Genomic DNA, 24,198 nt, shown 5'->3' on the forward strand with positions numbered 1-24,198 from the left:
CTCAGAGCTCGGTGAGGATCACGGGGCCGTCCGGCGTGATCGCGATGGTGTGCTCCCAGTGCGCGGCCCGTGTCCGGTCGGAACTGCGCAGGCCCCAGCCGTCCGTGTCGGTGGTGAACGTGTCCCTGCCGCCCGCGATGAACATCGGCTCGATCGCGATCACCAAGCCTGCCCTGAGTTTCAGGCCACGCCCGGCTTTGCCTTCGTTGGGTACGTGCGGTTCCTCGTGCATCTTGCGGCCGACGCCATGCCCGCCATAACCCGCCAGCAAGCCGTAACCGTGCGAGCGGCCGACTTTGCCGATGGCGTTGGAGACATCGCCGAGCCGGTTGCCGACTTTGGCCGCGGCGATGCCCGCGTACAACGCTTCCCGGGTGTGCTCGCTCAGCCGCGCGTCCTCTTCGGTCGGCTCGCCGATGAAGAACGTGATCGCGGCGTCACCGTGGAATCCGGAGACGTGCGCACCGCAGTCGATGCTGACCAGGTCGCCTTCCTTGAGCTGGTACTCGTTCGGAATACCGTGCACCACAAGGTCATTGACCGACGCGCAGATCACGCCAGGGAACGGCGTCGGCGCGAAATGCGGGTGATAGTGCAGAAACGACGATTTGGCGCCCTTCGCCGCGATCACCTTCGTCGCGACAGTGTCCAACTCACGCAGCGACACACCGGGAGCTGCCGCCTGTTTGACCGCGGCCAGCGCGGCGGCTACGACCTTGCCCGCTTCGCGCATCAGCTCGAGTTCGGCTGGTGTCTTGAGTTCGACCATCACGTCTCCTGGACTGGGATAATTATCCCAGTTCTATCACACTGACGTACTGGCGTATCCGGCCAAGGCCGCCCAGTCGACCACCGGTCCATCCAGGCCGCGTTTGTCCAGGTACTGCAGGGAACGCAGCCTGCCTTGCGCGATCCAATCCTGGTCGGGACCGGCTTCGTGCTCGTCCGGCAGCGCGCCCGGGATGCGTTCCGGTGTGAAGCCCGAGTCGCCGAGCGTACCCGTGACGAGCAGCGTCAGCATTCCAGCCGTGGTGCGGTCGTACCGGTGCCACAACAAGCTCGCTGGTCCTGGCCTGCCGTTGAACGGTTGCAGTGGACTGACCGTCAGGTTCTCGTCCACCTTCGCACGCACCGAGTACGGGTGCCCGTCGGCGTCCAGCGCGGTGAGCACGGCAGTGGGGTAGCGCGTGATCGCGTCCTTGATTCGTTCGGACATAGGCAGATTCGATGCCGGGAACGGCTCAAGCGTGCCGCCGACCGGCGTGGCGTCGAAGACGTGGACACGATCGAGCGTGACGAACATAGGCAAACGCCAGTAATACCAGTCCATTCTGGCCTGGTACGCGGGATCCCGCAGTTCATCGGCGTAGCCAGGGTTTCGGGTGTACACGGCACGCCAGAAGTCGGCGAGCTCCGCGGTCCCCGCGACAGTCGCGGGCGCGCTGGCTGTGCCTTGCACCAGCACGGCCGTGTTGCTGTCGAGGCCAGTGCCGGTCATGTCGGAGTACAGCAGGGCAACCCGGCCGTCCCGCCGGATATTGAACACCTTCTGCGGAAACGCGGGCGGCGTCGTGAGCACGACGTGTTGCTTGTCCGGGACCCAGATCGCGGCCATCGGACGCGTCTGCGGGTAGCCGTCCTTGCCGATGGTGGTCAGTTCAGCCACCCGTGAACTGGACAGCACCTCGGACACTCGGGAGTCGATCGACATGGTTCGGACGCTAAAACCTCAACCGCGATCGAGGTCAATCATGGCACTACTATCGATTCATGGTGCGACCACCGCTGACCCCTGAGGACCGCGAACGCGGTGTCCGCCTCGGCGAGACGCTGCGTGCGGCAAGAGCGGGCCGGACATCGGTGGAAGTCGCTGCGGCGGCCGGGATTTCCGTCGAAACCCTGCGCAAGATCGAACATGGCCGGATTCCCACGCCCGCGTTCTTCACCGTCGCCGCGATCGCCAAAGCGGTTGACCTCCCACTGGATAAGCTCATCGGGTGAACGTGACCGAGGAACAGCGGTTCAGTGACGAGGACTGGTACGGCGAAGAACTCGACGGGCGGACGTACACGAAGTGTTCGTTCTCCGAAATAGATATGACCGAAGTAGTGAACTCCGGTAGCACGTTCGAGGACTGCACGTTCGGCAACGTGAAGTTCAACGCCTCCCGGCACGCCAGCGCGGCCTTCATCAACTGCACCTTCAAGCGCTGCAACCTTTTCGACGCGGAGTTTGACGGATGCAAACTCGTCGGCAGCGTGTTCAAGGAGTGCACGATGCGGCCGTTGCGGGTGCGCGGCGGCGACTGGTCGTTCACCGATCTGTCCAGTTTGGACCTTCGGAACGTCGAGTTCCGTGACGTGCGGATGCGGGAAACCGACCTGACGGCCGCGAACTGTGAGAAAGCCGACTTCGTCAGCGTGGACCTGGCGTCCGCGCAGCTCGACCGGATCCGGTTGGCCGGCGCCGATTTGCGCGGCAGCGACTTGTCAGCGTTGAATCCGTACACCGCCGAGGTGAAAGGCGCGATCATCGGTGTCGAGCAAGCCATGACGATCGCGCGGTCGATCGGCTTCGACATTCGCTAACCCCAGGTCGAGCCCGCGACACGCCGGTAGATGTGGGGTGCCGTCATTGAAGCACTGGGCGTTCTTGACCGCGGCCGGATCGGGCCATCGATCATGCTGCGGTTGGCACCTGGCCGCGGTGGGCCATCCACTGTTTCCTGCTGCCGTGACACCTTCGGGTAGTCCAGTTGGCCCACCGCTCGTTGGTGCCTTCTTTGGCTTCGATAAAGGTGTTTCGGTCCGATCGGCTGCCCCAAAGGGCACACTCCGCGCTCGGCAGCGCACACGTCCCCCTTGTGAGTGGTTATCGGGGTTCTAACCCTGATAACCACTCACGAGGAGTGTCGAGGGAGGTGCAATGCCCACGAGAACGCTGGCGCTCGCTGTGGTGTCGGCCGCGCTGTTCGCTGGTTTGGCGACGCCGGCAGTGCCCGCGCAGGTGGATCCGCCGTCGGTGGACTTCACGGTCGGTCCCGGTGGCCATGTCGCTGTGAAAAAGACGGTGACCACACCGGTGGTACCGCCGAATCCGGACATCGTTCTGCTCGGTGATTCCACCGGCAGCATGATGGACGTCATCCAGAACGTCGTGAACAACGCGAACGCGATCACCAGTCAGGTGCTCAAGGCGCAACCATCGGCAAGGTTCGCGGTCGCCGAGTACAAGCACAACGTCGACGGCGCACAGGTCTTCACCGTCAACCAGCCTTTGACCAACGACCAGGACCAAGTCAGGGCAGCGACCCTGAAGTGGCTCAACAACGCCGGTGGCGGCGGGATTCCGACGACCGACTTCATCAACGCGCACTACCGGATCGGCACGGACGCGATCGGGTTCCGGCCGGACAGCAGCCGGATCATCGCGTGGTTCGGTGACGCGGGCTCGGAGAACCCAAGCCTCGGGCACAGTTTGCAGCAAGCGCTCGATGCCTTGAAGAGCAAGCAGATCAGGGTCATCGCGGTGCCCATCTCGGGTACGGACGGCGGCGGCCTGAACAGTCGCGGGCAAGCGAGCACGATCACCGCGCAGACCGGTGGCGTGCTGATGCCGGACAGTTCACCTGGTGCGGTGGCCACGGCGATCCTTGACGGCATCAAGGAACTGGATGTCACGGTGACGCACCGGCCGACCGACTGCGCACCGCAGCTGACCACCACGATCACTCCGGCGAGCAAGCAGGTCCGGAGTGGACAGACAGCCGAGTTCAACGAGGTCATCGGGGTCAAGGAGGGGACGGCGCCCGGTGTCTACCGGTGCAAGGTCGACTTCCTGATCAACGGCCAGCCTGAGGGACTGACGCAGAACATCACGATTCGTGTGCCAGGAGTGCAGGTCGAAGGCAACACCGTCAACGAGGGCAACGTCGCGGTGCTCAATGTGACGTTGGACCAGCCCGCAACCGAGCCGATCACAGTGCACTACGAGACTGTCAACGGGACGGCGACCGCGGGTTCGGACTACGTCGCCGCGGTAGGCGATCTCACATTCGAGCCAAGGCAGACCTTCAAACAGTTGAGCATCCAGATCGTCGAGGACTACTACTACGAGTACGACGAGACGTTCGCTGTGAGATTCACCCAAAGCGGCAGAGTTGTCGGCACTGGCACCGTCACCATCAGGGATGACGATGGTGATGTCACCGTGACTTCGTGCACTGCCAACGCGGTGAAGCTGCTCAACAAGAAGGTCGCGACGGCCAACCCGGCCAAGGCTTCGTGCAAGAGCGACAGCAAGTCTGTGGCTTCGGCGAATCTCGAGGCTGGCCTTGTCGCTGTCGAAGTCGACGGCATGACTGCGAAGACCGGCAAGGACAACGCGAAGGCCGGGGCTGGTTCGGTCAAGATCACCGCTCTCGATCAGGTGATTGAGATTGGCCTGATCGAGTCGAATGTCAGTGCCACGTGTGGCAAGGGCAAGACAAGCGGTAGTTCGAAGGTCGGCTCGGTGAAGATCAACGGCAAAGCCGTCAAGGTCGGTTCCGGCCCGGTCACCATTCCGTTGCTTGTCGGTTCGCTGAAGCTGAACAGCACGGTCAAAACGGCGACTTCGGTGACTCAGCGCGCCGTCTCGCTCGACACCGCGCTTGCCGACTTGGTGATCGCCGAGTCGCAGGTGGAGTGTCCGAAGAAGAAGTAGTGACCCACGAATGGGGGGCGGGCTTCGGTCCGCCCCCATTTTTTCAGCCCATCAGGCGATGCAGTCCGGTACTCGTGGCCGCGAGCATTCCGCAGTGATCGGCGAACGCGATGTCGTTCACAGCACCGAAAGTGGTCTCGCGGCCACGCGGCCTGCCGCTGTACGCGTCCAACCAGGACACGCCGGAATCGGTCCCCACAGCCAAAGTACGCCCGTCACCGGTGAAACAAAGCGTGCCTTTACGTGACTCGATCTGGTGATTCCACGCGGCCTCACCGGTTGCGGATCGGGTTGCCACCACCCCAGTGGGATGAACCCACATGACGATCAGCTCACCATCGGGGGAAAAACGAACAGCGCCGGACACCTCAGAACTCCACGGCTGCGGATCCCGCCGGTCATAGCGATGCCGGAGACGGCCGTCCCTCGCGACGTCGAGAACGCTCAACCACCAACTGCCCCGCATCGAGTTGGCGACGGCGAGCCTGCCGCCGTCCGGTGAGAACTGCGGGGTGACACGAGCGTCGCCAAGACCTTCCCAGTCGGTGTGGTCGAGATCCTCATCGCTGGCGAGCGTCTCGCTGGTCAGCATGTCCACGACGCGAAGCTTCTGGTTGCTGCCGACCGCGAGCCGATCCCCGTCCGGCGACATGGCGAGACAGCCAGTGGGGACGTCGGGAAGCTCGTGCGCCAACCGGATCGCAGCCCATTGCCTGAGCTGAATGGACTTCTCTCCGGCGAACGCGACAAGCGGACCCGTGAACGACCCGACCGGGCCACGTAAGTCAGCGCGAGAACCCACGCGCAGGATCTCCAGCGGCTTGATCCTCGGCTCAAGCTCCCACCGGACAAGGACAGTGCCGCGATACATCGTGGTCAGCGCCTCAGCCCGATGCGGCCGGATGGCGACGGTCTGCTGCGGGCCATGCTCGACCTCGTCGAGCCCCAACCGGGCAGACCGACCGTGATAACGAAGCCTGCGCGCCATCCGCTCCCGAAGCTCGGACGGCCCCGCGGGCAGCAGATCCTGCGGAAGATCCCCGAACTCATCCCGGCTACCGGGATCAGCGCCGCGCTCCAGGAGCATGTCGGCTACCTCGGTCCACCCGAACTCGACGGCGCGGTGCAGTGGAGAGGTCTCCCCGCTGGTCCGCACCGGAGCTCCGGCGGAAATGAGCAGCCGAGCGATGTCCGGATCCTTCGCGACCTCGAGCGGTGTGTTGCCGTCGACGTCGGTGACTGACAACGCCGCCCCAGTCGCGAGCAGCGCGCGGACCGCATCCGCATCACCGTTCGCTACGGCGCTATGCAGGTCCACGGCTGCCACGTTAGGTCCCGGGTCGATCAACCGTCCAGCAAAGCCCCCAACGGCCCAGCGACATCGGGCATCAATGCCCTTTCGGTCACGACCCGAGACAGATCCGGCATGGCCGAGCCGTCGGATACGCGTCGAGATCCGACCTGGTCCCGCAGATCTTCACGTACGGCCCGGTCCACTGCGAACCTCTCGTCGGCGTCCCACTGACCGTGCGGCACGTCGTCCGGTGCAGGACGAGGTTGTTCGGGTTCAGGCTCCGCTTTGCGTTGATCACGTACAGGTCGGGGTGCGCCGCCTGCCATGCGAGGTAGCCCTGGTCGTCGTCGATGAAGATCTGGGCAGCTGCTCTGACCATGGGGCCTCATCTCAGTGCGGGAATGCTCGCCATATCCGTCGCTCGATGTGCTCGCGGTGTTCCCTGATGGCCATGGCGACCTCGACCATGTGGATCGATTCCTCCATCCGTGGCAGGTAACCGATGCTTTCCGCGAGCCCGGGGAGATCCAGCGTGAAGTACATGGCCATCAGCGGGTTGACGAACAGCTCGCTGCCCGCAGTGCGCTCGGTGAACTGGCTGTTGCCGAACTCGCCTCGGATGGCCGCGGCGATCTGCCCGTTGACGATGCTCGGCCGTCGTGGCGTCGCGGCCTGCGCGTGATCCACCGCGCGCAGGTAGGCCGCTGCTTCAGCTGAGTCCGGCGGGATGGAGAAGGCGCCGAGATAGGCGCCCGTGCGGGTCAACGAAGCCAAATTTTCCAGCACATGCGAGTGGCAGACCCCGTGATACGTGTCGATCCCGAATCCGATGCACGCCACCAGCCGGTCGACGCCATCAACTCCGGCCAGCGCGGCGAGGCTGGTCATGTCTTCCTCTGGTGTGCCGAGGCCAACCTCGTCGCCACGCATGAGGATGTCGGTTCCGCCGTCGACCAGGACGACGGCGTCGATCTCAAGATGTGAGAGCAGTGAGCGGTAGGCGATCCGCAGCGGTTGGACGCCGACCCGGGGGAACGCGTACACCGTCGAAGGCAGTCCTTCCGAGGCCAGCCACGAGGCCAGGACCCGTTCGGGGAAGTAACTGTGTTTGCCTTCGGTCTCCGGCGTGATCGCGGCGACGCCTGGTTGCAGCCAGATGTCCATGTCGAGCGCGGTTAGATTGGTGAAGGACAGATTGGCGAGGTGCACTTGCTTGCCGACGCCACGCAACGCGAGGGCCAACGGGATTCCGGCGTAGACGTCGAAGCCACCGCCCGCGCCCGCGATGAGGATCTTCCTAGCGTCCTTCAACCGCGTGAACAGCGGCGGCTCGGATAGTGAGAACACTAGGTCGAGGTTAGCTGGAGGACATGTGCATGGCTTGCGCTTTCCCGGTAACCTACGTGCCCTAGGCCGAGAGGCGCTGCAACGGACCGCGTGGGTCCGCCACGCTCGGTCTGGCATCACGGTGAGCAAGGGCGCCTCCCAAATGGTGGGAGGCGATGGTGAGTAAGTCTCTGCAAGACCTTCTCAGTGAGCGTGTCGTGGTGCTGGACGGCGCCTTCGGCACGATGTTGCAGGGCGCGGGCCTCACACCGGCCGACTACCAGGCCGACTTCATCCCACAAGATCACCCGAAAGATGTCACGGGCGACCCTGACCTGCTCAATCTCACCCGGCCTGACGTGATCCTCGACGTGCACCGGCAGTATCTGGCCGCGGGCGCGGACATCACCACGACCAACACGTTCACCGCGACCACCATCGGCCAGGCTGACTACGCCCTGCAGCCGCTGGTGCACCAGATGAACGTGCGCGCCGCGCAGCTCGCCCGTCAGGCAGCGGACGAGGCCGGTGGCAAGTTTGTGGCTGGTTCGATCGGCCCGCTGAACGTCACCTTGTCGCTGTCGCCGAAGGTCGAGGACCCGGCGTACCGCGCGGTCACGTTCGATCAGGTCTACGAGTCCTACGCCGGGCAGGTCAAGGCACTCGCCGAGGGCGGCGTCGACCTGCTGATGATCGAGACAGCCTTCGACACGCTCAACGTCAAGGCCGCTGTCGCCGCCGCCAAGGACATCGCGCCGCACCTGCCGTTGTGGATCTCGGTCACGATCGTCGACCTCTCCGGCCGCACGCTCTCGGGCCAGACGGTCGAGGCGTTCTTTAGCTCGATCGAGCACGCGAATCCCCTGATCGTGGGAGTCAACTGTTCGCTCGGTGCCGCCGAGATGCGTCCGCACGTCGCTGACCTGTCCCGGCTCGCGGGCACGTACACCGCAAGTCACCCGAACGCGGGTCTTCCGAACGCTTTCGGTGGATACGACGAGACACCGGACGAAACCGCCGCGCTGCTCAAGGACTTCGTCGAGCAGGGCATGGTCAACATCGTCGGCGGCTGTTGTGGCACGACGCCGGCGCACATCGCGAAGGTCGCGCAGGCCGTGAAAGGCCTGAAGCCGCGGGAGGTGCCGCATCCGGCGCCGAAGACCCGATTCAGTGGTCTTGAGCCGTTCGAGATCGGCAAGGACACCGGTTTCGTGATGATCGGTGAGCGCACCAACGTCACCGGATCGGCTAAATTCCGCAGGCTGATCGAGGGCGACGACCACCAGGCCGCCGTCGATGTCGCGCTCGACCAGGTGCGTGGCGGCGCGAACCTGCTCGACGTCAACATGGACGCCGACCTGCTCGACAGCGAGCGGGCGATGACCACGTTCCTCAACCTGATCGCGACCGAGCCCGAGGTCGCCCGCATCCCGGTGATGATCGACAGCTCCAGGTGGAGCGTGCTGGAAGCCGGTCTGAAGTGCGTGCAGGGCAAGGGCGTCGTCAACTCGATCAGCCTCAAGGAAGGCGAGGAGCAGTTCCTCGAGCACGCCCGCAAGATCCGCAGTTACGGCGCGGGCGTCGTGGTGATGGCGTTCGACGAGCAGGGCCAGGCTGACAACACCGAGCGCAAGGTCGAGATCTGCGCCCGCGCGTACGACCTGCTCACCCAAAAGGCTGGGTTTCCGGCCGAGGACATCATCTTCGACCCGAACGTGCTGGCCGTCGCGACCGGGATCCCTGAGCACAACGGGTACGCCAAGGCGTTCATCGACGCGTTGCCGCTGATCAAGCAGCGCTGCCCAGGCGCGAGGATCAGCGGCGGTATCTCGAACCTGTCGTTCTCCTTCCGTGGCAACAACGTTGTCCGTGAGGCGATGCACTCGGCCTTCCTGTACTACGCGGTGCAGGCCGGGCTGGACATGGGCATCGTCAACGCCGGTCAGCTCGCTGTGTACCAGGACATCCCTGCTGACCTGCTGGAACTGGTCGAGGATGTGCTGTTCGACCGTCGCGAGGACGCCACCGACCGGCTGGTCGCGTTCGCGGAGACCGTGACCGGCACGGGAACCAAGCGCACGGTCGACCTGTCGTGGCGGGAGGCGCCGGTCCACAAGCGCCTTGAACACGCGCTGGTGCACGGGATCGTGGACTTCATCGAGGACGACACCGAGGAGGCGCGCCAGGACGCGGCCCGCCCGCTCGACGTCATCGAAGGCCCGCTGATGGACGGCATGAAGATCGTCGGCGACCTGTTCGGCTCCGGCAAGATGTTCCTGCCGCAGGTGGTCAAGAGCGCGCGCGTGATGAAGCGGTCGGTCGCGTACCTCGAGCCGTTCATGGAAGAGGAGAAGGAACGGCTGCGCGCCGAAGGCAAGATCGACACCAGGAGCGGCAACGGAAAGGTCGTCCTGGCCACGGTCAAGGGCGACGTGCACGACATCGGCAAGAACATCGTGGGCGTGGTGCTTGGCTGTAACAACTACGAGGTGATCGACCTCGGTGTGATGGTGCCAGCGGCGACCATTTTGGACACGGCGATCGCCGAAGGCGCCGACGCGATCGGACTTTCCGGCCTGATCACCCCGTCACTCGACGAAATGGTCAGCGTGGCAACGGAAATGCAGCGCCGCGGGATGAACCTGCCGTTGCTGATCGGCGGAGCGACAACCTCCCGCCAGCACACGGCGGTCCGGATCGCGCCCGCGTACGAAGGATCGATCGTGCACGTGCTGGACGCGTCACGCGTTGTCGGTGTCGTGTCGGATCTGCTCGACGAAGGCAAAGCGGCCACATTGGACGAGAACAACCGGGCCGAGCAGGCACGGTTGCGTGAGCAGCACGAAGCCAAGGAACGCCGTCCACTGTTGACGATCGAGCAGGCGCGCGCGAACCCGGAGAGCGTCTCGTTCGACGACCTGCCAACGCCCGACTTCACCGGCGTACGTTATGTCGAACCGGACCTGACCACACTGCACGAAATGATCGACTGGCAGTTCTTCTTCCTCGCATGGGAGCTGAAAGGCAAATACCCGGCGATCCTCGACCAGCCGGTGGCCAAGGAACTGTTCGACGACGGCAACGCGCTGCTCGACCAGATCATCGCCGACGGATCGTTCCACGCCCAAGGGGCATACGCGTTCTGGCCAGCGCATTCCGAAGGCGACGACATCGTCCTAGATGGACAATTGCGCCTGCCGATGCTGCGTCAGCAAACAGAGAAGCCCGCAGGACGCCCGAACCGCTGCCTCGCCGATTACATCGCCCCGAAGGGCGACCACCTCGGCGGATTCGCGGTGGCGATCCACGGCGCCGAAGAACTCGCGGCGAAGTACGAAGAACGCAACGACGACTACCGCTCGATCATGGTCAAGGCGTTGGCCGACCGGCTCGCCGAAGCGTTCGCCGAGTACATCCACCTGGAGGCGCGGCGCGCCTGGTTCGAGCCGGACGCCCAGCCGAAACTGGAAGACCTGCACGCGGAGCGCTTCCGCGGCATCCGCCCAGCGCTCGGCTACCCAGCCAGCCCGGACCACAGCCAGAAGAAGCAACTGTTCGACCTGCTCGACGCGGAAAAAGTCGGCATGGCGCTGACCGAGTCGTACGCGATGACGCCAGCGGCAGCGGTCAGCGGCCTGATCTTCGCCAACCCAGCATCCCGCTACTTCACCGTCGGCAGGCTAGGCCGCGACCAGGTCGAGGACTACGCGCGCCGCCAAGGCGTGGACATCGAGGTCGTCGAGCGCTGGCTGCGACCAAACCTCGGCTACGAGACCGCCTGACGAAACTGGTCGTAGAAGCCATCCTCGAGCACATCAGGATGGCTTCTACGATCCGCGTGACGCTTATCCGTGAGCGCCCAATTCCAGATAGACCGCGAACGTTCCGAGCCAGTGGTCGGCCATATAGCCGTGGCCGAAAACGTAGTCCCAGCCGACTGAGGAATGCGCCTCGAACGCGTCCCACCCCAACGACGCGTACCGATGTGAAGACGGCAAAGCTTGAGCGATGGCGCGCCACGCCCAAGCCCGAGACAAAATCAGGCCAGCCAAATGCGAGCCATAAGCATCAGCAGGGTTGTCCACGGGAACGGGCTCGCGCAGGATCTGCCAGCGGGAGGCGGCAAGGTCCGGCAGGAGAGCGTCAAACCACTTGGCGAACCCTGGGCCGTCAAGGACCCGGCGCATCAGGTCCGCCTCGGCCAGCACGGGGGAGAGAAAGTCGACCGCGTCCGGCTCGAAACCGCCGTATCCAACGTCGTCGACGTACCACCGCAGCGCCGCGGAGGTGCACGCTTCGGCGAGTTCAACGTCGCCAGTCGCGCGTGCAGCGTCCAGGACGTGTCCAACTGCGAACGCCGTGTTTGAGTGCGTGCCGACCCGGACGGGGAAGCGTGCGTCCCGGATCCAAGCGAGCCAGTTTTCCCGGAGAACGTCACTCAGCGGAGTCACCGACCATGGGGTCGTGGCTAGTTCCGCGTCCAATGTCAACAGCCACGCCCAGCCATACGGGCGCTCCCAGTGGCGGCCAGCGCCGGTTTTGAAGAACGCCGCCTCTGTCGCGCAGGCCTCGGGGGTGATCAAGGCGCTGAGCACGGATTTCGCCGAGGCGGCGTCGGGTAAGTCCGGGTCGTGGCGCAGCAGCCGGGCCATCAGCCAGGTCTGGTGCACGCATGAATGCCAGTCGAACGAACCGGCGAAAACCGGGTGTAGTGTCCGGTGCGGCACCAGGTCGGCAGGGCCGCTGATCGTCCTTGTCCAATGCACTGGGTAGTCACGTTGGACGTTCGCGACGGCGGTCGTGAGCAGTCGGTTCGCGGTCTCCCGGGCCAACCGGGTCGGGTGTGGGTGCGGGGACATGACGTCCAATCCTGCCTGACGCCGAAACTCCCTTGCCGACCTTTTAGGCTAGGGGCGTGAACTGGACCGTGGACGTGCCTGTGGACACGCTTCCCGAACTGCCCCCGCTGCCGCCGCACCTGCGCAAGGCGCTCGACGAGGCCCTGGCCAAACCGGCCGCGCAGCAGCCCGAGTGGCCGGACCAGGATGACGTGCGCAAGGTGCGCACCGTGCTCGAGTCTGTGCCGCCGATCACCGTGCCCGCTGAGATCGACCGCCTGCACGTCCGCCTTGCCGAGGTCGCGAACGGCGAGGCGTTTCTGCTGCAAGGCGGCGACTGCGCGGAGACGTTTGCCGACAACACCGAGCCGCACATCCGCGGCAACATTCGCACGTTGCTGCAGATGGCCGTCGTGCTCACGTATGGCGCGAGTCTGCCGGTGGTGAAGGTCGGCCGGATCGCGGGCCAGTACGCCAAGCCGCGTTCCGCGGCCACCGACGCGCTCGGCCTGCCGGTTTACCGGGGTGACATCGTCAACTCCCTGGTCGCCACGCCTGAAGCGCGCGTGCCGGACCCGTCACGCATGATCCGTGCGTACGCCAACGCGGGCGCCGCGATGAACCTGCTGCGCGCACTGACCGGTGCGGGCATGGCTGGCCTCGCGATGGTGCACGACTGGAACAAGGACTTCGTGCGCACGTCCCCGGCCGGTGAGCGCTACGAGGCACTGGCCGCCGAGATCGACCGCGGCCTGCGGTTCATGCAGGCCTGTGGCGTGCACGACTACTCGCTGGAGCACACCGAGATCTTCGCCAGCCACGAGGCGCTGCTGCTCGACTACGAGCGCGCCCTGCTGCGAATGGACACAAGCAGCGAAGAGCCGAAGCTGTACGACCTGTCCTCGCACTTCGTCTGGATCGGCGAGCGCACAAGGCAGCTCGACGGCGCGCACATCGCGTTCGCCGAACTGCTGTCCAACCCGATCGGCCTGAAGATCGGCCCGACCACCTCGCCCGAGCTGGCGGTGGAGTACGTCGAGCGCCTCGACCCGCACAACAAGCCGGGCCGCCTGACGCTGATCAGCCGGATGGGCAACCACAAGGTCCGCGACGTGCTGCCGGGCATCGTGGAGAAGGTCGAAGCGTCCGGGCACAAGGTCATCTGGCAGTGCGACCCGATGCACGGCAACACCCACGAGTCCTCGACCGGCTACAAGACCCGGCACTTCGACCGGATCGTCGACGAGGTCCAGGGCTTCTTCGAGGTGCACCGCGGCCTCGGCACGCACCCCGGCGGCATCCACGTCGAGCTGACCGGCGAGGACGTCACCGAATGCCTCGGCGGCGCGCAGGAGATCTCCGACACCGACCTCGCTGGGCGCTACGAGACCGCGTGCGACCCGCGCCTGAACACCCAGCAGTCCCTTGAGCTGGCATTCCTGGTCGCGGAGATGCTGCGTTCCTGAATAACCCCAGGTCAACCCTCGTGAGCGGTTAGCCGTGTTCTAACACGCCTAACCACTCACGAGGGTTTTTTCTAGCTGTCGAAGAAGTTCACGCCTACTCGGACCGTCGAGCCCTTCTGGACACGCTCCCCGGCGTTGGGGCCCTGCGCGAAGATCCGCCGGTTGCCACGGTTGTCACCGAACGCGACATCCAGCTTCAAGCCCAGTTTTTCCAGCTGGTCCCTGGCCTCGTTGACGCGTTTGCCGTTCAGGTCCGGCACAGTCACCGCGTTCGACACGAACAGCGTGACCTTCTTGTCCTGCGCCACGGCCCCAGCGTCCGGGTTGGACGAAATCACGCGGCCGCCTTCGATCCGCTCGTCGAACCGCGTGCTCACCGTGACGGTGTAGCCAGCTTCCTGGACCAGCTCACGCGCCTCGGCCTCGGTCTTGCCGCGCACGTCCGGCAGCGGCTTGAGCGGGGCGGGGCCCTTGCTGAGGATCAGCGTGACCTCTTCGCCGAGCTTCAGCTGTGTCCCCGGGCTGGGGGACAGGCTGATCACGCTGCCCTTGGGCACGTTGTTGTCGAACAAGTCCTCAGCCGGGTTCAGCTTCGACCTGAGTTCCTGACCCTGCAACGCCTTCTGCACGTCGGCCACGGTCGCGCCAGGTTCGACATCGGGCACGATCGGCGGGCCCGTGGAGACGTACACGTTCACGCCGGAGCCGGGGATGAGCGTGCCGTTTGGCGGGTCGGTCCTGATCACCTTGTTGCGCTGGACGTCGTTGCTGCGGACCTTGACCACCGTCGGGATCAGCTTGGCGTCCTCGATCCGTTGCACCGCGGACACACTGTCGTCGCCGACCACGTTCGGGATCGCGACCGGGTCCGGCCCGCTGGTCAGGATCAACGTCGAGACGATCGCGATCACGGCAAGCACAGCTGCGGCGATGCCCCACTTGGGGATCGGGAAACGGCGCTTGCGAGGCGGTTCCTTCTTCTTGTCAGCCGAACGGGGAGTCCTGGTGGGAACGTCGCTGCGCGACATGGCCCGCGTCCCCTGCGGACCAGGCGGGGTCGTCGCGACGGGAGCAGGCGTGACGGGCGCGACCTGCACCGTCGGCATGTCGGTGGCGACGCGAGGCGCGGTCTTCGTGCCATGCACCGAAGCGGGGATCGGCACGAGCGGAGCGCCGATCGCGAGCCGGACCCGCTCGACTTCCGCCAGGAACGCGCCAGCGTCGGCCGGACGCGCCATCGGGTCACGCCGAGTCGCGCGCACGACCAGTTCGTCCAAAGCCTGAGGGATCCCGGGCGCGGACTGGCTCGGCGGCGGCACGTCGTCGTTCACGTGCCGATACGCCACCGAAATCGGGGTGTCCCCGACGTACGGCGGCTGGCCGGTCAGCATCTCGTACAGCAGCAGGCCAGCGGCGTACACGTCGCCGCGGGCCGTGGTCACGCCGGTCGCGACCTGCTCGGGCGAGAGGTAGGCGACCGTGCCGAGGATGACGCTGTTGCTCGTGTTGTTCGAGCTGGCCATCGCCTTGACCAGGCCGAAGTCGCCGACCTTGACCACGCCGTTCTTGCCGATCAGCACGTTCTCCGGCTTGACGTCCCGGTGCACGAGCCCCGCCTGGTGCGCGGCGGCCAGCGCCGAGAGCACCGGTTCGAGCACCGACAGCGCCAGCGGGATCGTCAGCCGACCGCGTTCGACCAGCAGGTCACGCAAGGTGCCGCCGTCGACGAGCTCCATCACCAGGAACACGTGATCGCCGTCGAAGCCCTGGTCGTGCACGGCGATGACGTTGGGGTGGTGCAGGCTCGCTGCGGCTCTCGCCTCACGTTCGAACCGGTCGACGAACGACCGGTCCTCGGCGAACCGGTGATCCATCACCTTGATCGCCACCGGCCGCTCAAGACGCGTGTCCATGCCACGGTAGACCGCCGACATACCGCCGCGGGCCAGCGGCGCGTCGACCCGGTAACGCTGCTCGAGCAACGTCGCCATTCCAAGCCCGCCTCTTTCCTGCACGTGTGCGATCGTACGGATCGGTTTGCTCCTTGTGGGTCGGCCTGCCTCATTTCTCATACGTGTGGCGTGTGGCATCGTGTTCATTCGTGAGTGCGATTCCCATTGCTGACGATGTGCTCGACCCAGCGGTGGAGGTGTTGACCCTGCGTCAGGTGGCCGACCGGTTCGGCCGTCCGGTCAGCCGCGTCCAGCAGGCCCTTCGGGACCACCAGCTGATCGCGGTGCGCAGGAAGGGCGAGCTGCTGGTCCCCGCGGTCTTCCTGACCGACAACGACGAGCTGGTCAAGGGCCTGTCCGGGACCATCACCCTGCTTAACGACTCCGGCTACTCGCCGAGCGAGATCCTGCGGTGGCTCTTCACCGCTGACGAGTCGCTGCCGGGCACGCCGATCGACGCGCTGCGCGGCGACCGGGGCCGTGAGGTCAAGCGCAGGGCCCAAGCCCTGGCGTTCTGACCTGCTGCTTTCGTCGCGGCGGGCAAGGCGACCATGAGTCGTTGCCCGGTCGGGACGACCGCGCGCCGGTTGAGGACCTCGTAGTCCGCGGCGACGATCTCGTCGAGGATTCCTCGATACAACCTCGCTGCGGTGCTGACGCACGGCCTTGACCAGGGCCGCAGCATCTCGATGCCAGGCTCCGCGCGCCGGTAGATCGCGAGCGTGCGCGCGACCATATGGGCTAGCGCCCTGCGTACGTACGGGTCATGCCGTCCTGTCCTTCTGGCCCAACGCAGGCGGTCGCGGTCGACGCCGAACGCGGCCAGCTCGTCCATTGGCAGGTACACGCGGCCGCGGTCGAGGTCTTCGCCGACGTCCCTGAGGAAGTTCGTGAGCTGGAACGCCTCGCCGAGTGCGGCAGCGTACGGCTCGGCCTCCTTGCGTGGCGAAACCGTGCCAAGCACCGGAAGCATTTGCAGGCCGATCACGCTGGCTGAGCCGTAGACGTACTCCGCCAGCTCCGCGTAGGTCTCGTACTGCTTGACGTGCAGGTCCATCCGCATCGACGAGAGGAAGTCGGTGAACAGCTGCCGGTCGATCCGGTAGCGGCGGACGGTGTCGGCCAGCGCGCGCAGCACGGGCTGATCGCCGTCCCACATGGTCCGCTGCAGCGCCAGCAACTCCATGGTCTGCTCGGATTTCGGCAGCGTGCCGTCCACGATGTCGTCAGCGACGCGCGCGAAGCCGTACAGCGCGTGCACGGCGGGGCGGTCGGCGATCGGCAGCAGCCGCGTAGCCAGGAAGTAGGTGCGGCCGTGGCTCGCGTTGATGGCTTTGCTTGCGGCGTACGCGGCGCGCAGATCGGGGTCCGTGATCCCGGCGGCGTCCAGCTCACGGTTACTCATGACAAGGTCATGCTAGGTCACCTTGATAAGCCGTGATCCGTGTGCCGGGATGCCGGTCGCGGCCCAGCTGTTGGTGAAACTCCCCAGGTCACCGCGGGCGACCAGGTCGCGGACCCGCCTGCTGCCGCCCAGTCCGATGTCGCTCCAGTTCACTGTGATGTTCGCCGGGGACGAGCCGAGGTTGTACACAGCGACCACCCACGACCCGTCTTGCATCCGTTTGCGCCATTTCTGCAGGGTGCCGCCGGTGATCCGCTGCGGAAGGACTCCGGCCTGGTCCACGGCGATCACCTCAGGGTTGGTCAGGATCGCCTGTGCCGCGCTGTCCAGGAAGTAGATGTCACCGCCGACGTACAGCGGAGCCGAGGCCATCGACCAGAAGGTCATCACGCTTTGCCGTTCGGTGTCGGTGATGCCGTCCTGGATACCCTGGCCCTTGTTGTTCGAGATCGGCATGGAGTCGAGGTCCGGCCAGAAGTTCGGGCCGACGTCGCTCAGCCAGCCGGGCAGGTCGGCCCATCGGTCGTCCACCGAGCTGGTCCAGGTCGCGACCGTGTCGCAGTAGCACTCGATGTCGGTGTCGACCCGTACGCTGTTGGCGTTGGGGCGTAACCCGGGCGCGGCTTGGCGATCCACCGGCCAGGCGCTCGCGGTCAGCCACATCGTGCGGCCGGTCCGGTCGATCGCCCTTGACCAGGCCTGAATGTCCGGAACGTTGTCGATCGTGACGCCGTCGATCTTGATGAAGTCCACGTTCCAGGACGCGAACCTGGCCACGATCGAGTCGACGTACGCCTGCGCGCACGGGTTCGAGTAGTTGATCTTCCAATGGCTGCCCCACTTGTTGTTCGCGGTCAACGGCTGGACCGCGATGTCACGGGTGCGACAGTTGGTGCCTTGGATGGGCAGGTTGCGGTCGTAGACCGCGTGGTCGAGGCCGGCGGGCTGGTAAAGGCCCATCTTGAGGCCCTTGCCATGGATGTGGTTCGACAGCGACGGCAGTCCGCTGGGGAAACGTGTGGGGTCCGGGTCGGGGATGCCGTTGCCGTCGAACCGCGCGACCCAGCCCAGCGAGGCATTCCAGCCGGAGTCCAGATTCACGTACGTGTAGCCGGCCGGTGCCAGCTTGGCGGCCAACGCGTCGGCGGCGTTGCGGAGATTGCCCTCGTTGAGCCAGCTCGTGCCGTAGGTCGGGCAGGTCGACGACTGGACGCTCCAGCTGCTCCAGCCCATGAACGGCCGCAGCGAGAAATCGCTCTTGGCTTGCGCGGGAACGCTGGTCAGGCCGAGGATCACGGCAGCTGACAGCAGGATTTTGGCGTAGCGCATGGCAGGGCCTTCCTTGGCAGGGGTAGGAAGGATTAATTAACTTCGTTAGTTAATTTGTTACATCAACCTTACAACCCCAGGTCAAGCCCTACTTAGGGGAACAACCGACCCATTGGGCGGGCGGGCACTGCCCGACGCGGCCACGGTAGGCATCGACGAGCTGACGAGCCAAAGCGTGCGCGGAAGCCGGGTCGCCGGTGGCCGCGACCTCGTCGACGACACAGCCCGCCGTGCAGAACTTCAGCTGCTCATCCGGGATTTTCCGCCAGTCTGAGCCGGTCGCGACGCCGTACTTCCAGATCTGCTTGTCCTGCGTGCCCGCGTCGTCGCGGATCACGTACACGTGCTGGTTGCCTTGCACGTTGGCCACGGGAGTCTCCGCTGACGTGGCCAATTTGCGCAGTCCGGTCGGATCAGGCGGCGTGACAAGCGCCATGGCGGTCCATTCGGCGCCGTACGGGTGCTGCCCGGCCACGGACTGCGCGCGCCGGTAGAACTGCGTCCACTGTGGCGAGGACAACGTGCACGTCGCACTGCCTGCCTGGCCTGGCTGCAACGGGCCGACCCGGCTCTCACACGAACCGATCACGTTGCCGCCGCCGGTCCACGTCGCCTTGACCGCGACCCTGGCGGCCTGTTTGCCGACGTTGGTCAGCTCGACCGCGATCGAGCAGCTGTTCGCGGTGCAGTTCTGGAACTTGTACGTGCCCTGCTTGACCCCGGTGAACGGGTCGTACGCGGTTTCCAGCTCGGCGGCCTTGCCCGCGAGGTCCCGGTAGAGCGCGGCCATGTCGCTGGTCGCGTCCGAAACGCTGAACGCCAGGTCACGCACCTTGGTCGGGTCCGTCTTGCCCGACTTGGTCAGGTCGAACCGGGCCAGCCCGTACGGCGGGTTCACGCCGAGATACAGCACACCGGTGTCGGTCGGCACCTCGATGACGTCCTGACCGGCCAGTTTCGTGCGTTTGGCCGCGTCGGGCGCCTGCGCGGTGACCGGCTTGCCGAACATGCCCGACAGGGTCTCGGTGTCAAAGATCCGCTCGATGTCGACGCCGAGCAGCACACCGGGCGCCTTCACCCAGTGGTCGGCCACGGTCGGCGCGGTCGAGTCGGGCACGCCGGACAGCTTGAGCCAGAAATCCAGTCCGGCCTTGAGATACAGCGTGTGGTCGACGACCAGGACGGTCGCGGGCAGGCCGTTGACCGACAGCTCGCCGATCGCTTCACCGGCCTTGGTCACCGTGACCTGCATCGTGACGTTGTCGCCTGCGGGCGCGGTCAGTGACCCGTTGTAGCGGACCGCACCGGCGCTTTTGAGGTCCACAATGGATTGCTCGACCGCTTCGGCAACGACGAGTTTCGGCGCGGACGCTGGCGCGTCAAGCGGTGGATCATCGCTGGTGCACCCGGTGGACAACAGCAGGATTGCCCCCAACAGGGTGCCAAATCCGTGCCGTATCACGCGTTCAACGGTAGTTGACTACTGGCCGAAGTCGACTCGACGGCCCAGTCCGGCACAAATTCGCTACCTTCCGGTGATTCTCTGTGCCGCGAGCCGCCCGGAAATCACGACGGGTGGAATCCCGACGCCAGGAGTCGTGCCACAGCCCGCAAGCACGGCATTGTCCACGCCGGTCACCAGATTGCGTGGCCGGAACGGCCCGGTCTGCCGGAACGAGTGCGCCAGCGAGAACGGCGTGCCCGCGCCGAGTCCTTGCGCTTCCCAGTCGGCTGGCGTGATCAGCGTGTACTCGTCGATCGACGAGCCGAAACCGGTCAGCCCGCGTTGTTCCAGTACGCTGATCAGCTCGTCGCGGTATCGAGGACCGACGCGCGGCCAGTCGATCCGCGACGTCCACAGGTTCGGGCACGGCGCCAGAACCTGAACCACTTCGCGCCCGTCCGGCGCGAGCGTCGGGTCAGTCGCGGTAGGCCTTGTCACCAGCAGCGACGGGTCGCTCATCAGCCGCCCGCGCTTGATGATCTCGTCGAACGTCCTGTCCCACGCGCGCCCGAAGAAGATCGTGTGATGCCCGAGCGAGTCCCACGAACGGTCGACACCCGCGTGCAGCACCACGGCAGACGGCGACCATTGCAACGGCACCACGCGACGCGACGGCAGTCCCAGCAGTCCACGAGCAACAGGTAGGTCCGGCGTCAGAACTACGGCGTCGCAGGGGATCCGTTCGCCCGAAGTCGTACGCACGGCCGTCACACGAGAACCGACGCGCTCCAACCACGCAGCGCCACAGGAATATCGCACGTCAGCGCCCGCGTCAGACGCTGCCTTGGCCATGTGCGCGGCGACCGCGGACACACCACCGCGCGGGAACCACACGCCCGCAATGGTGTCCATATACGCGATCACGCCGTACGCCGCCAAAGCCCGCTTAGGCGGCACACCCGCGTACAACGACTGAAACGAGAACAGCCGACGCAACCGCTCATCCGACAAGTACCTCGCGATCGCTGGCCCGAGCCGCCCGAACCCGCCGAGCGCGACCAGGCTCGCCAACTGCGAACCCAGCAAATCCAGCGGCGAGTCGAAGTTGGCGCCGATGAAGGAATCCCGCTCGACCCGGTACAGCTCGGACAACCATTTCCGCAGCCTGCGGTATCCGACCGCCTCCGCGGGCCCGGCAACCCTGCGGACCTCCTCTTCCATCGCGGAGGCGTCGGTGTGCACGTGGATCGTGCTGCCGTCGGCGAAGTGCGCCCGATACGCCGGATCCAGCTTGATCAGGTCCAGCATCGGCGCCCCGACCTGCGCCAACGCGTCCTCGATCAACTCGGGCATGGTGAGCACGCTCGCGCCCGAGTCGACCGTGTAGTCGCCGATCCGCATCTGACCGGCACGTCCACCCGCGGTGGGCTCGGTTTCCAGCACCGTGACCTGACGCCCGGACCCGAGCAGGTGCAGCGCGCAGGACAGACCCGCGAGACCGGCGCCAACCACGATGACGTGGTCGGTGCGGCCGGTGACGGTTCTCAGTGGTTCCTCCTGGTGGCGGTCACCGCGAGCTCGGCAAGCCGGTCACCTGCGGGTTCGGCGAGGTCAGCCGACTGCAGCGCCTCCATGGCCGTGGACGTCAGCGCTTCGATCTTGGCCTCGACCGCGTCAACGGCGCCGGACTCGAGCAGCACCGCACGGGCCTGCTCGACGTCCTCGCTGGTCAGGTTCTGGTTGCCGAGGCAGTTGCGCAGCACCGCCGCGCCCGCTTCACCCGCGTTCCGCACGCCGAGCGCGACAAGCAGGGTCCGCTTGCCTTCACGCAGGTCATCACCGGCGGGCTTGCCGGTCACCTCGGTGTCACCGAACACGCCAAGCAGGTCGTCACGCAGCTGGAAAGCCACACCGATGTCGGCGCCGAAGGCCCGCAGCCGCTCGATCAGCTCAGGATCCGCGCCCGCCAGCGCCGCGCCCATCTGCAGCGGCCGTTCGACGGTGTACGCGGCGGTCTTCATCCGGGCGACGCGCAGCGCGGCCTCAGGCGTTTCGTCGCCCTCGACCTGCGTGAGGATGTCCAGGTACTGGCCCGCGAGCATCTCCGAGCGCATCGCCTGCCACGGCTCGCTGGCCGCAGCGATCCGGTTCGCCGATGCGCCAGAGCCGTAGAACATGTCATCCGCCCAGGCCAGCGCGATATCGCCGAGCAGAATCGCGGCCGCCATCCCAAACCGCTCAGAGGTCCCCAGCCAACCCCGCTCGCGGTGCAGCCGCTCGAACGTCACGTGCACAGTTGGCGAACCCCGCCGGACGGCGGAAGCGTCCATCAGGTCGTCATGCACGAGCGCACACGCCTGAATCAGCTCAAGGCCGCTGATGGCCCGCAGCACAGCCGGGGCGTCCGGCTCGCCGCCCGCGCCACGCCAGCCCCACCAGGCGAACGTCGGGCGGATACGTTTGCCGCCCCGCAGGATGAACTCGACCAGAGCGTCGAGTGCGTCCGCCAGCTCCTGGGTCAGGCTGGCCATAGTGGACTGCTTGGCCGCCAGGTACTCGGTCAAGGTCCGCTCGACGTGGGCTCTAACGGACTCGTCGATGGTCGTCGGATGCACACCTCCATCGTGACGCCCTGCTCGGTTGGCCGACGCGGCGGGGTCGTCAGTCCCGATAGGCTTGTGGCATGACCTCCGTGCTGGAGCGCATCAATATCGGCAGAGCCACGTTCTCTGTCGAGTTCATGCCGCCCCGAGACGACGCCGACGAGCAGATTCTCTGGCGCTCGATCCGCGAGCTCGAGGGCCTGGACCCGGCATTCGTGTCGGTGACCTACGGCGCGGGCGGCTCCCGACGCGACCGCACAATCCGTACGACCGGCCGTGTGGCTCGTGAAACCACGCTGGTGCCCATGGCACACCTCACAGCCGTCGACCACTCCGTCGCCGAGCTGCGCAACGTCATCGGCTGGTACGCGGCGGTAGGGGTGCACAACGTGCTCGCGCTGCGCGGAGACCCGCCCGGCAACCCGATGGGGGAGTGGGTCAAGCACCCGCAAGGCCTGAACTACGCCGAGGACCTCGTGCGCCTTGTGCGTGAACTGGGCGACTTCTGCGTTGGCGTAGCGGCGTTTCCGTACGGGCACCCGCGATGCGCGGACGTCGATACGGATGCCGACCGGCTGGTGCAGAAGTTCCGCGCGGGCGCGGACTTCGCGATCGGGCAACTTTGCTACAACGCCGAGGACTTTTTGCGGCTGCGTGACCGTGTTGCGAGCCGTGGCGGGGACGCCCCGATCCTGCCCGGTGTGATGCCACTCACGGCGCCGAAGATGCTGAGCAAGGTGGTGGAGCTGTCCGGCGCGCCCGTCCCGCCGCAGATCGCCGCGCGGCTCGAGCCGCTGATGGACGATCCCAAGGCTTTCCGGGCCGAGGGCATCAACGTGGTCACCGAGATGTGCGAACAACTGCTGGCCGAGGGCGTTGACGTGCTGCACTTCTACACGTTCAACCGGGCAAAGGCGACAAAAGAGGTGCTCGGCAGGCTCGGTCTGGTGCCCAGCCGCACGGCTTAAGCAAGACTTTCAACGGCCCTGTGGACAGCGTGATGAAGCCAATGGCCCATTCGCGAAACTGGTTGTCCACAGCCAGCCGTTGACCCTTCGACCAGGCCCTATGCCCGATAGACTGGCCTCGGGGTCGCCCCCGGGAGCGGTGGGGGCTGCGTGGGGTTTGGTCGCGGACCTAGACGTACTCCGCCATCCGTTCCTTGCGCCGGTTATGCCGATGCGTGAACAGCGCTAAAGCCAGCACGATCAGCGCCGTCCCGACCGCCCCAGCGCCAACCAGCAGCACCCACCGCATCCAAGACATCCCAGAACCCGAGCTGTACTGAGAAGTAGCGGTGATATCGGTGATCCGCCCGGCGTTGAGCTTCCAAGAGATGTTGCTGTCCATCTCCAGCTCGCCATTGGTCCGGCCAATAGGGCCAGGGAACGCGATCTTGAGCTGCACGTCGACCCCGTCGGGCCGAAGCTGACTCAGGTCAGCGACCCCGGCGAGCGAGACGATGTCGCCAGACCGCCGGAAGTTCAACCGATACCGGCTGGTGAACGAGCTGATCGACTCCGTAAGAGTCCGCATCTGGTCGAAGCTGAGCTGATTGAACCGGACAGTCTGGCCCACGTACCCATCGGCCTTGTAAGGCTCCATGGTCACCTGGCTGGACAGCTCGGCCGGGACATTGAGCGCCGGGCCGACCTCCTCAGGCTTGACCTGCACGGTGGCGATTTCCAAAGTGCCGGAGATCAGGTCGTTGGCGTCGACCGCCATCGCCGCGCGAACACGGACGCAGCCGCTGAGCGACAAAGCCAGCAGCAGGAGGAGCGGCACAACAGCCCACCGGCGGGCTGAACGGTGGGGAGCCAGGCGCACGCCGGTCACT

General features: G+C 65.8%; 19 protein-coding genes, 1 pseudogene and 1 riboswitch. Of the genes and pseudogenes, 7 read left to right on the forward strand and 13 right to left on the reverse strand.

The annotated features are described in order from the left end of the window. Position 1 precedes the first annotated feature (1 nt). Both map and LWC34_RS55665 read right to left on the reverse strand, forming a co-directional pair. Entirely contained in the window at positions 2 to 769 is a 768-nt protein-coding gene (gene map / locus LWC34_RS55660) for a type I methionyl aminopeptidase (protein WP_233734882.1), read from the reverse strand. Positions 770 to 805: 36 nt separating this feature from the next. Further along, complete coding sequence (locus tag LWC34_RS55665) at positions 806 to 1,711, reverse strand: pyridoxamine 5'-phosphate oxidase family protein (RefSeq protein ID WP_233734884.1); 906 nt, start codon at positions 1,709 to 1,711, stop codon at positions 806 to 808. A gap of 59 nt (positions 1,712 to 1,770) precedes the next feature. On the opposite strand from LWC34_RS55665, the gene LWC34_RS55670 reads away from it, so the two are divergent. From LWC34_RS55670 to LWC34_RS55680, 3 genes are all read left to right on the forward strand, one after another. Then, the gene (locus LWC34_RS55670; RefSeq protein ID WP_233734886.1) at positions 1,771 to 2,001 is read left to right on the forward strand and encodes a helix-turn-helix domain-containing protein; all 231 of its coding nucleotides are present in this window, start codon (positions 1,771 to 1,773) and stop codon (positions 1,999 to 2,001) included. After that, on the forward strand, positions 1,998 to 2,588 hold the full coding sequence (locus LWC34_RS55675; protein ID WP_233734888.1) for a pentapeptide repeat-containing protein: 591 nt from the start codon (positions 1,998 to 2,000) through the stop codon (positions 2,586 to 2,588). The genes LWC34_RS55670 and LWC34_RS55675 overlap by 4 nt, the downstream gene beginning before the upstream one ends. A 337-nt stretch (positions 2,589 to 2,925) precedes the next feature. Further along, entirely contained in the window at positions 2,926 to 4,704 is a 1,779-nt protein-coding gene (locus tag LWC34_RS55680) for a Calx-beta domain-containing protein (RefSeq protein ID WP_233734890.1), read from the forward strand. 43 nt (positions 4,705 to 4,747) lie between these two features. Here LWC34_RS55680 and LWC34_RS55685 read toward each other — a convergent pair whose 3' ends face one another. The 3 genes from LWC34_RS55685 to LWC34_RS55695 all read right to left on the reverse strand — a co-directional run bounded on the left by LWC34_RS55685 (position 4,748) and on the right by LWC34_RS55695 (position 7,345). Continuing rightward, positions 4,748 to 6,022 (reverse strand): ankyrin repeat domain-containing protein, encoded by a 1,275-nt coding sequence (locus LWC34_RS55685; protein ID WP_233734892.1) that lies wholly within the window; start codon positions 6,020 to 6,022, stop codon positions 4,748 to 4,750. 85 nt (positions 6,023 to 6,107) lie between these two features. Beyond that, positions 6,108 to 6,377 (reverse strand): hypothetical protein, encoded by a 270-nt coding sequence (locus LWC34_RS55690; RefSeq protein WP_233734894.1) that lies wholly within the window; start codon positions 6,375 to 6,377, stop codon positions 6,108 to 6,110. A gap of 11 nt (positions 6,378 to 6,388) precedes the next feature. Next, positions 6,389 to 7,345: a DUF1152 domain-containing protein gene (locus tag LWC34_RS55695; protein ID WP_233734896.1), complete on the reverse strand. Its 957-nt coding sequence runs from the start codon at positions 7,343 to 7,345 to the stop codon at positions 6,389 to 6,391. A gap of 62 nt (positions 7,346 to 7,407) precedes the next feature. Further along, a riboswitch (S-adenosyl-L-homocysteine riboswitch) is annotated at positions 7,408 to 7,489 on the forward strand. Positions 7,490 to 7,503: 14 nt separating this feature from the next. Here LWC34_RS55695 and metH point away from each other — a divergent pair. Next, a complete protein-coding gene (metH, locus tag LWC34_RS55700) occupies positions 7,504 to 11,106 on the forward strand; it encodes a methionine synthase (protein WP_372496873.1) in 3,603 nt (1,200 codons plus the stop codon). Positions 11,107 to 11,169: 63 nt separating this feature from the next. Here metH and LWC34_RS55705 read toward each other — a convergent pair whose 3' ends face one another. After that, on the reverse strand, positions 11,170 to 12,183 hold the full coding sequence (locus tag LWC34_RS55705; RefSeq protein WP_233734900.1) for a DUF2891 domain-containing protein: 1,014 nt from the start codon (positions 12,181 to 12,183) through the stop codon (positions 11,170 to 11,172). Between the two features lie 56 nt (positions 12,184 to 12,239). On the opposite strand from LWC34_RS55705, the gene LWC34_RS55710 reads away from it, so the two are divergent. Beyond that, positions 12,240 to 13,628, forward strand: a complete 1,389-nt coding sequence (locus LWC34_RS55710; protein WP_233734902.1) for a class II 3-deoxy-7-phosphoheptulonate synthase — start codon at positions 12,240 to 12,242, stop codon at positions 13,626 to 13,628. A gap of 71 nt (positions 13,629 to 13,699) precedes the next feature. Here LWC34_RS55710 and pknB read toward each other — a convergent pair whose 3' ends face one another. Continuing rightward, on the reverse strand, positions 13,700 to 15,643 hold the full coding sequence (gene pknB, locus LWC34_RS55715) for a Stk1 family PASTA domain-containing Ser/Thr kinase (protein ID WP_308200325.1): 1,944 nt from the start codon (positions 15,641 to 15,643) through the stop codon (positions 13,700 to 13,702). Positions 15,644 to 15,729: 86 nt separating this feature from the next. On the opposite strand from pknB, the pseudogene LWC34_RS55720 reads away from it, so the two are divergent. After that, positions 15,730 to 16,032, forward strand: a pseudogene (locus LWC34_RS55720) (Rv2175c family DNA-binding protein); the annotation flags it as partial. Here LWC34_RS55720 and LWC34_RS55725 read toward each other — a convergent pair. From LWC34_RS55725 to LWC34_RS55745, 5 genes are all read right to left on the reverse strand, one after another. Continuing rightward, the gene (locus LWC34_RS55725; RefSeq protein WP_233734904.1) at positions 15,969 to 16,985 is read right to left on the reverse strand and encodes a phytoene/squalene synthase family protein; all 1,017 of its coding nucleotides are present in this window, start codon (positions 16,983 to 16,985) and stop codon (positions 15,969 to 15,971) included. The pseudogene LWC34_RS55720 and the gene LWC34_RS55725 sit on opposite strands and share 64 nt — an antisense overlap. A 12-nt stretch (positions 16,986 to 16,997) precedes the next feature. Beyond that, on the reverse strand, positions 16,998 to 18,314 hold the full coding sequence (locus tag LWC34_RS55730; RefSeq protein ID WP_233734906.1) for a glycoside hydrolase family 27 protein: 1,317 nt from the start codon (positions 18,312 to 18,314) through the stop codon (positions 16,998 to 17,000). Positions 18,315 to 18,402: 88 nt separating this feature from the next. Further along, positions 18,403 to 19,776 (reverse strand): hypothetical protein, encoded by a 1,374-nt coding sequence (locus LWC34_RS55735; RefSeq protein WP_233734908.1) that lies wholly within the window; start codon positions 19,774 to 19,776, stop codon positions 18,403 to 18,405. A gap of 63 nt (positions 19,777 to 19,839) precedes the next feature. Then, positions 19,840 to 21,306, reverse strand: a complete 1,467-nt coding sequence (gene crtI / locus LWC34_RS55740) for a phytoene desaturase family protein (RefSeq protein WP_233735044.1) — start codon at positions 21,304 to 21,306, stop codon at positions 19,840 to 19,842. Continuing rightward, a complete protein-coding gene (locus LWC34_RS55745) occupies positions 21,303 to 22,373 on the reverse strand; it encodes a polyprenyl synthetase family protein (RefSeq protein ID WP_233734910.1) in 1,071 nt (356 codons plus the stop codon). Before LWC34_RS55745 ends, crtI begins: the two co-directional genes overlap by 4 nt. Positions 22,374 to 22,441: 68 nt before the next feature. Between LWC34_RS55745 and LWC34_RS55750 the strand changes: the two genes are divergently transcribed. After that, positions 22,442 to 23,329, forward strand: a complete 888-nt coding sequence (locus LWC34_RS55750; protein ID WP_233734912.1) for a methylenetetrahydrofolate reductase — start codon at positions 22,442 to 22,444, stop codon at positions 23,327 to 23,329. A 169-nt stretch (positions 23,330 to 23,498) separates the two neighbouring features. On the opposite strand, the gene LWC34_RS55755 is transcribed toward LWC34_RS55750, so the two are convergent. Further along, positions 23,499 to 24,146, reverse strand: coding sequence for an LppM family (lipo)protein (locus LWC34_RS55755; RefSeq protein WP_233734914.1), 648 nt, complete (start codon positions 24,144 to 24,146; stop codon positions 23,499 to 23,501). Between the last annotated feature and the right edge of the window lie 52 nt (positions 24,147 to 24,198).

The sequence above is a fragment of the Kibdelosporangium philippinense genome (assembly GCF_021390435.2).
GTDB classification, from domain to species: Bacteria; Actinomycetota; Actinomycetes; order Mycobacteriales; family Pseudonocardiaceae; genus Kibdelosporangium; species Kibdelosporangium philippinense.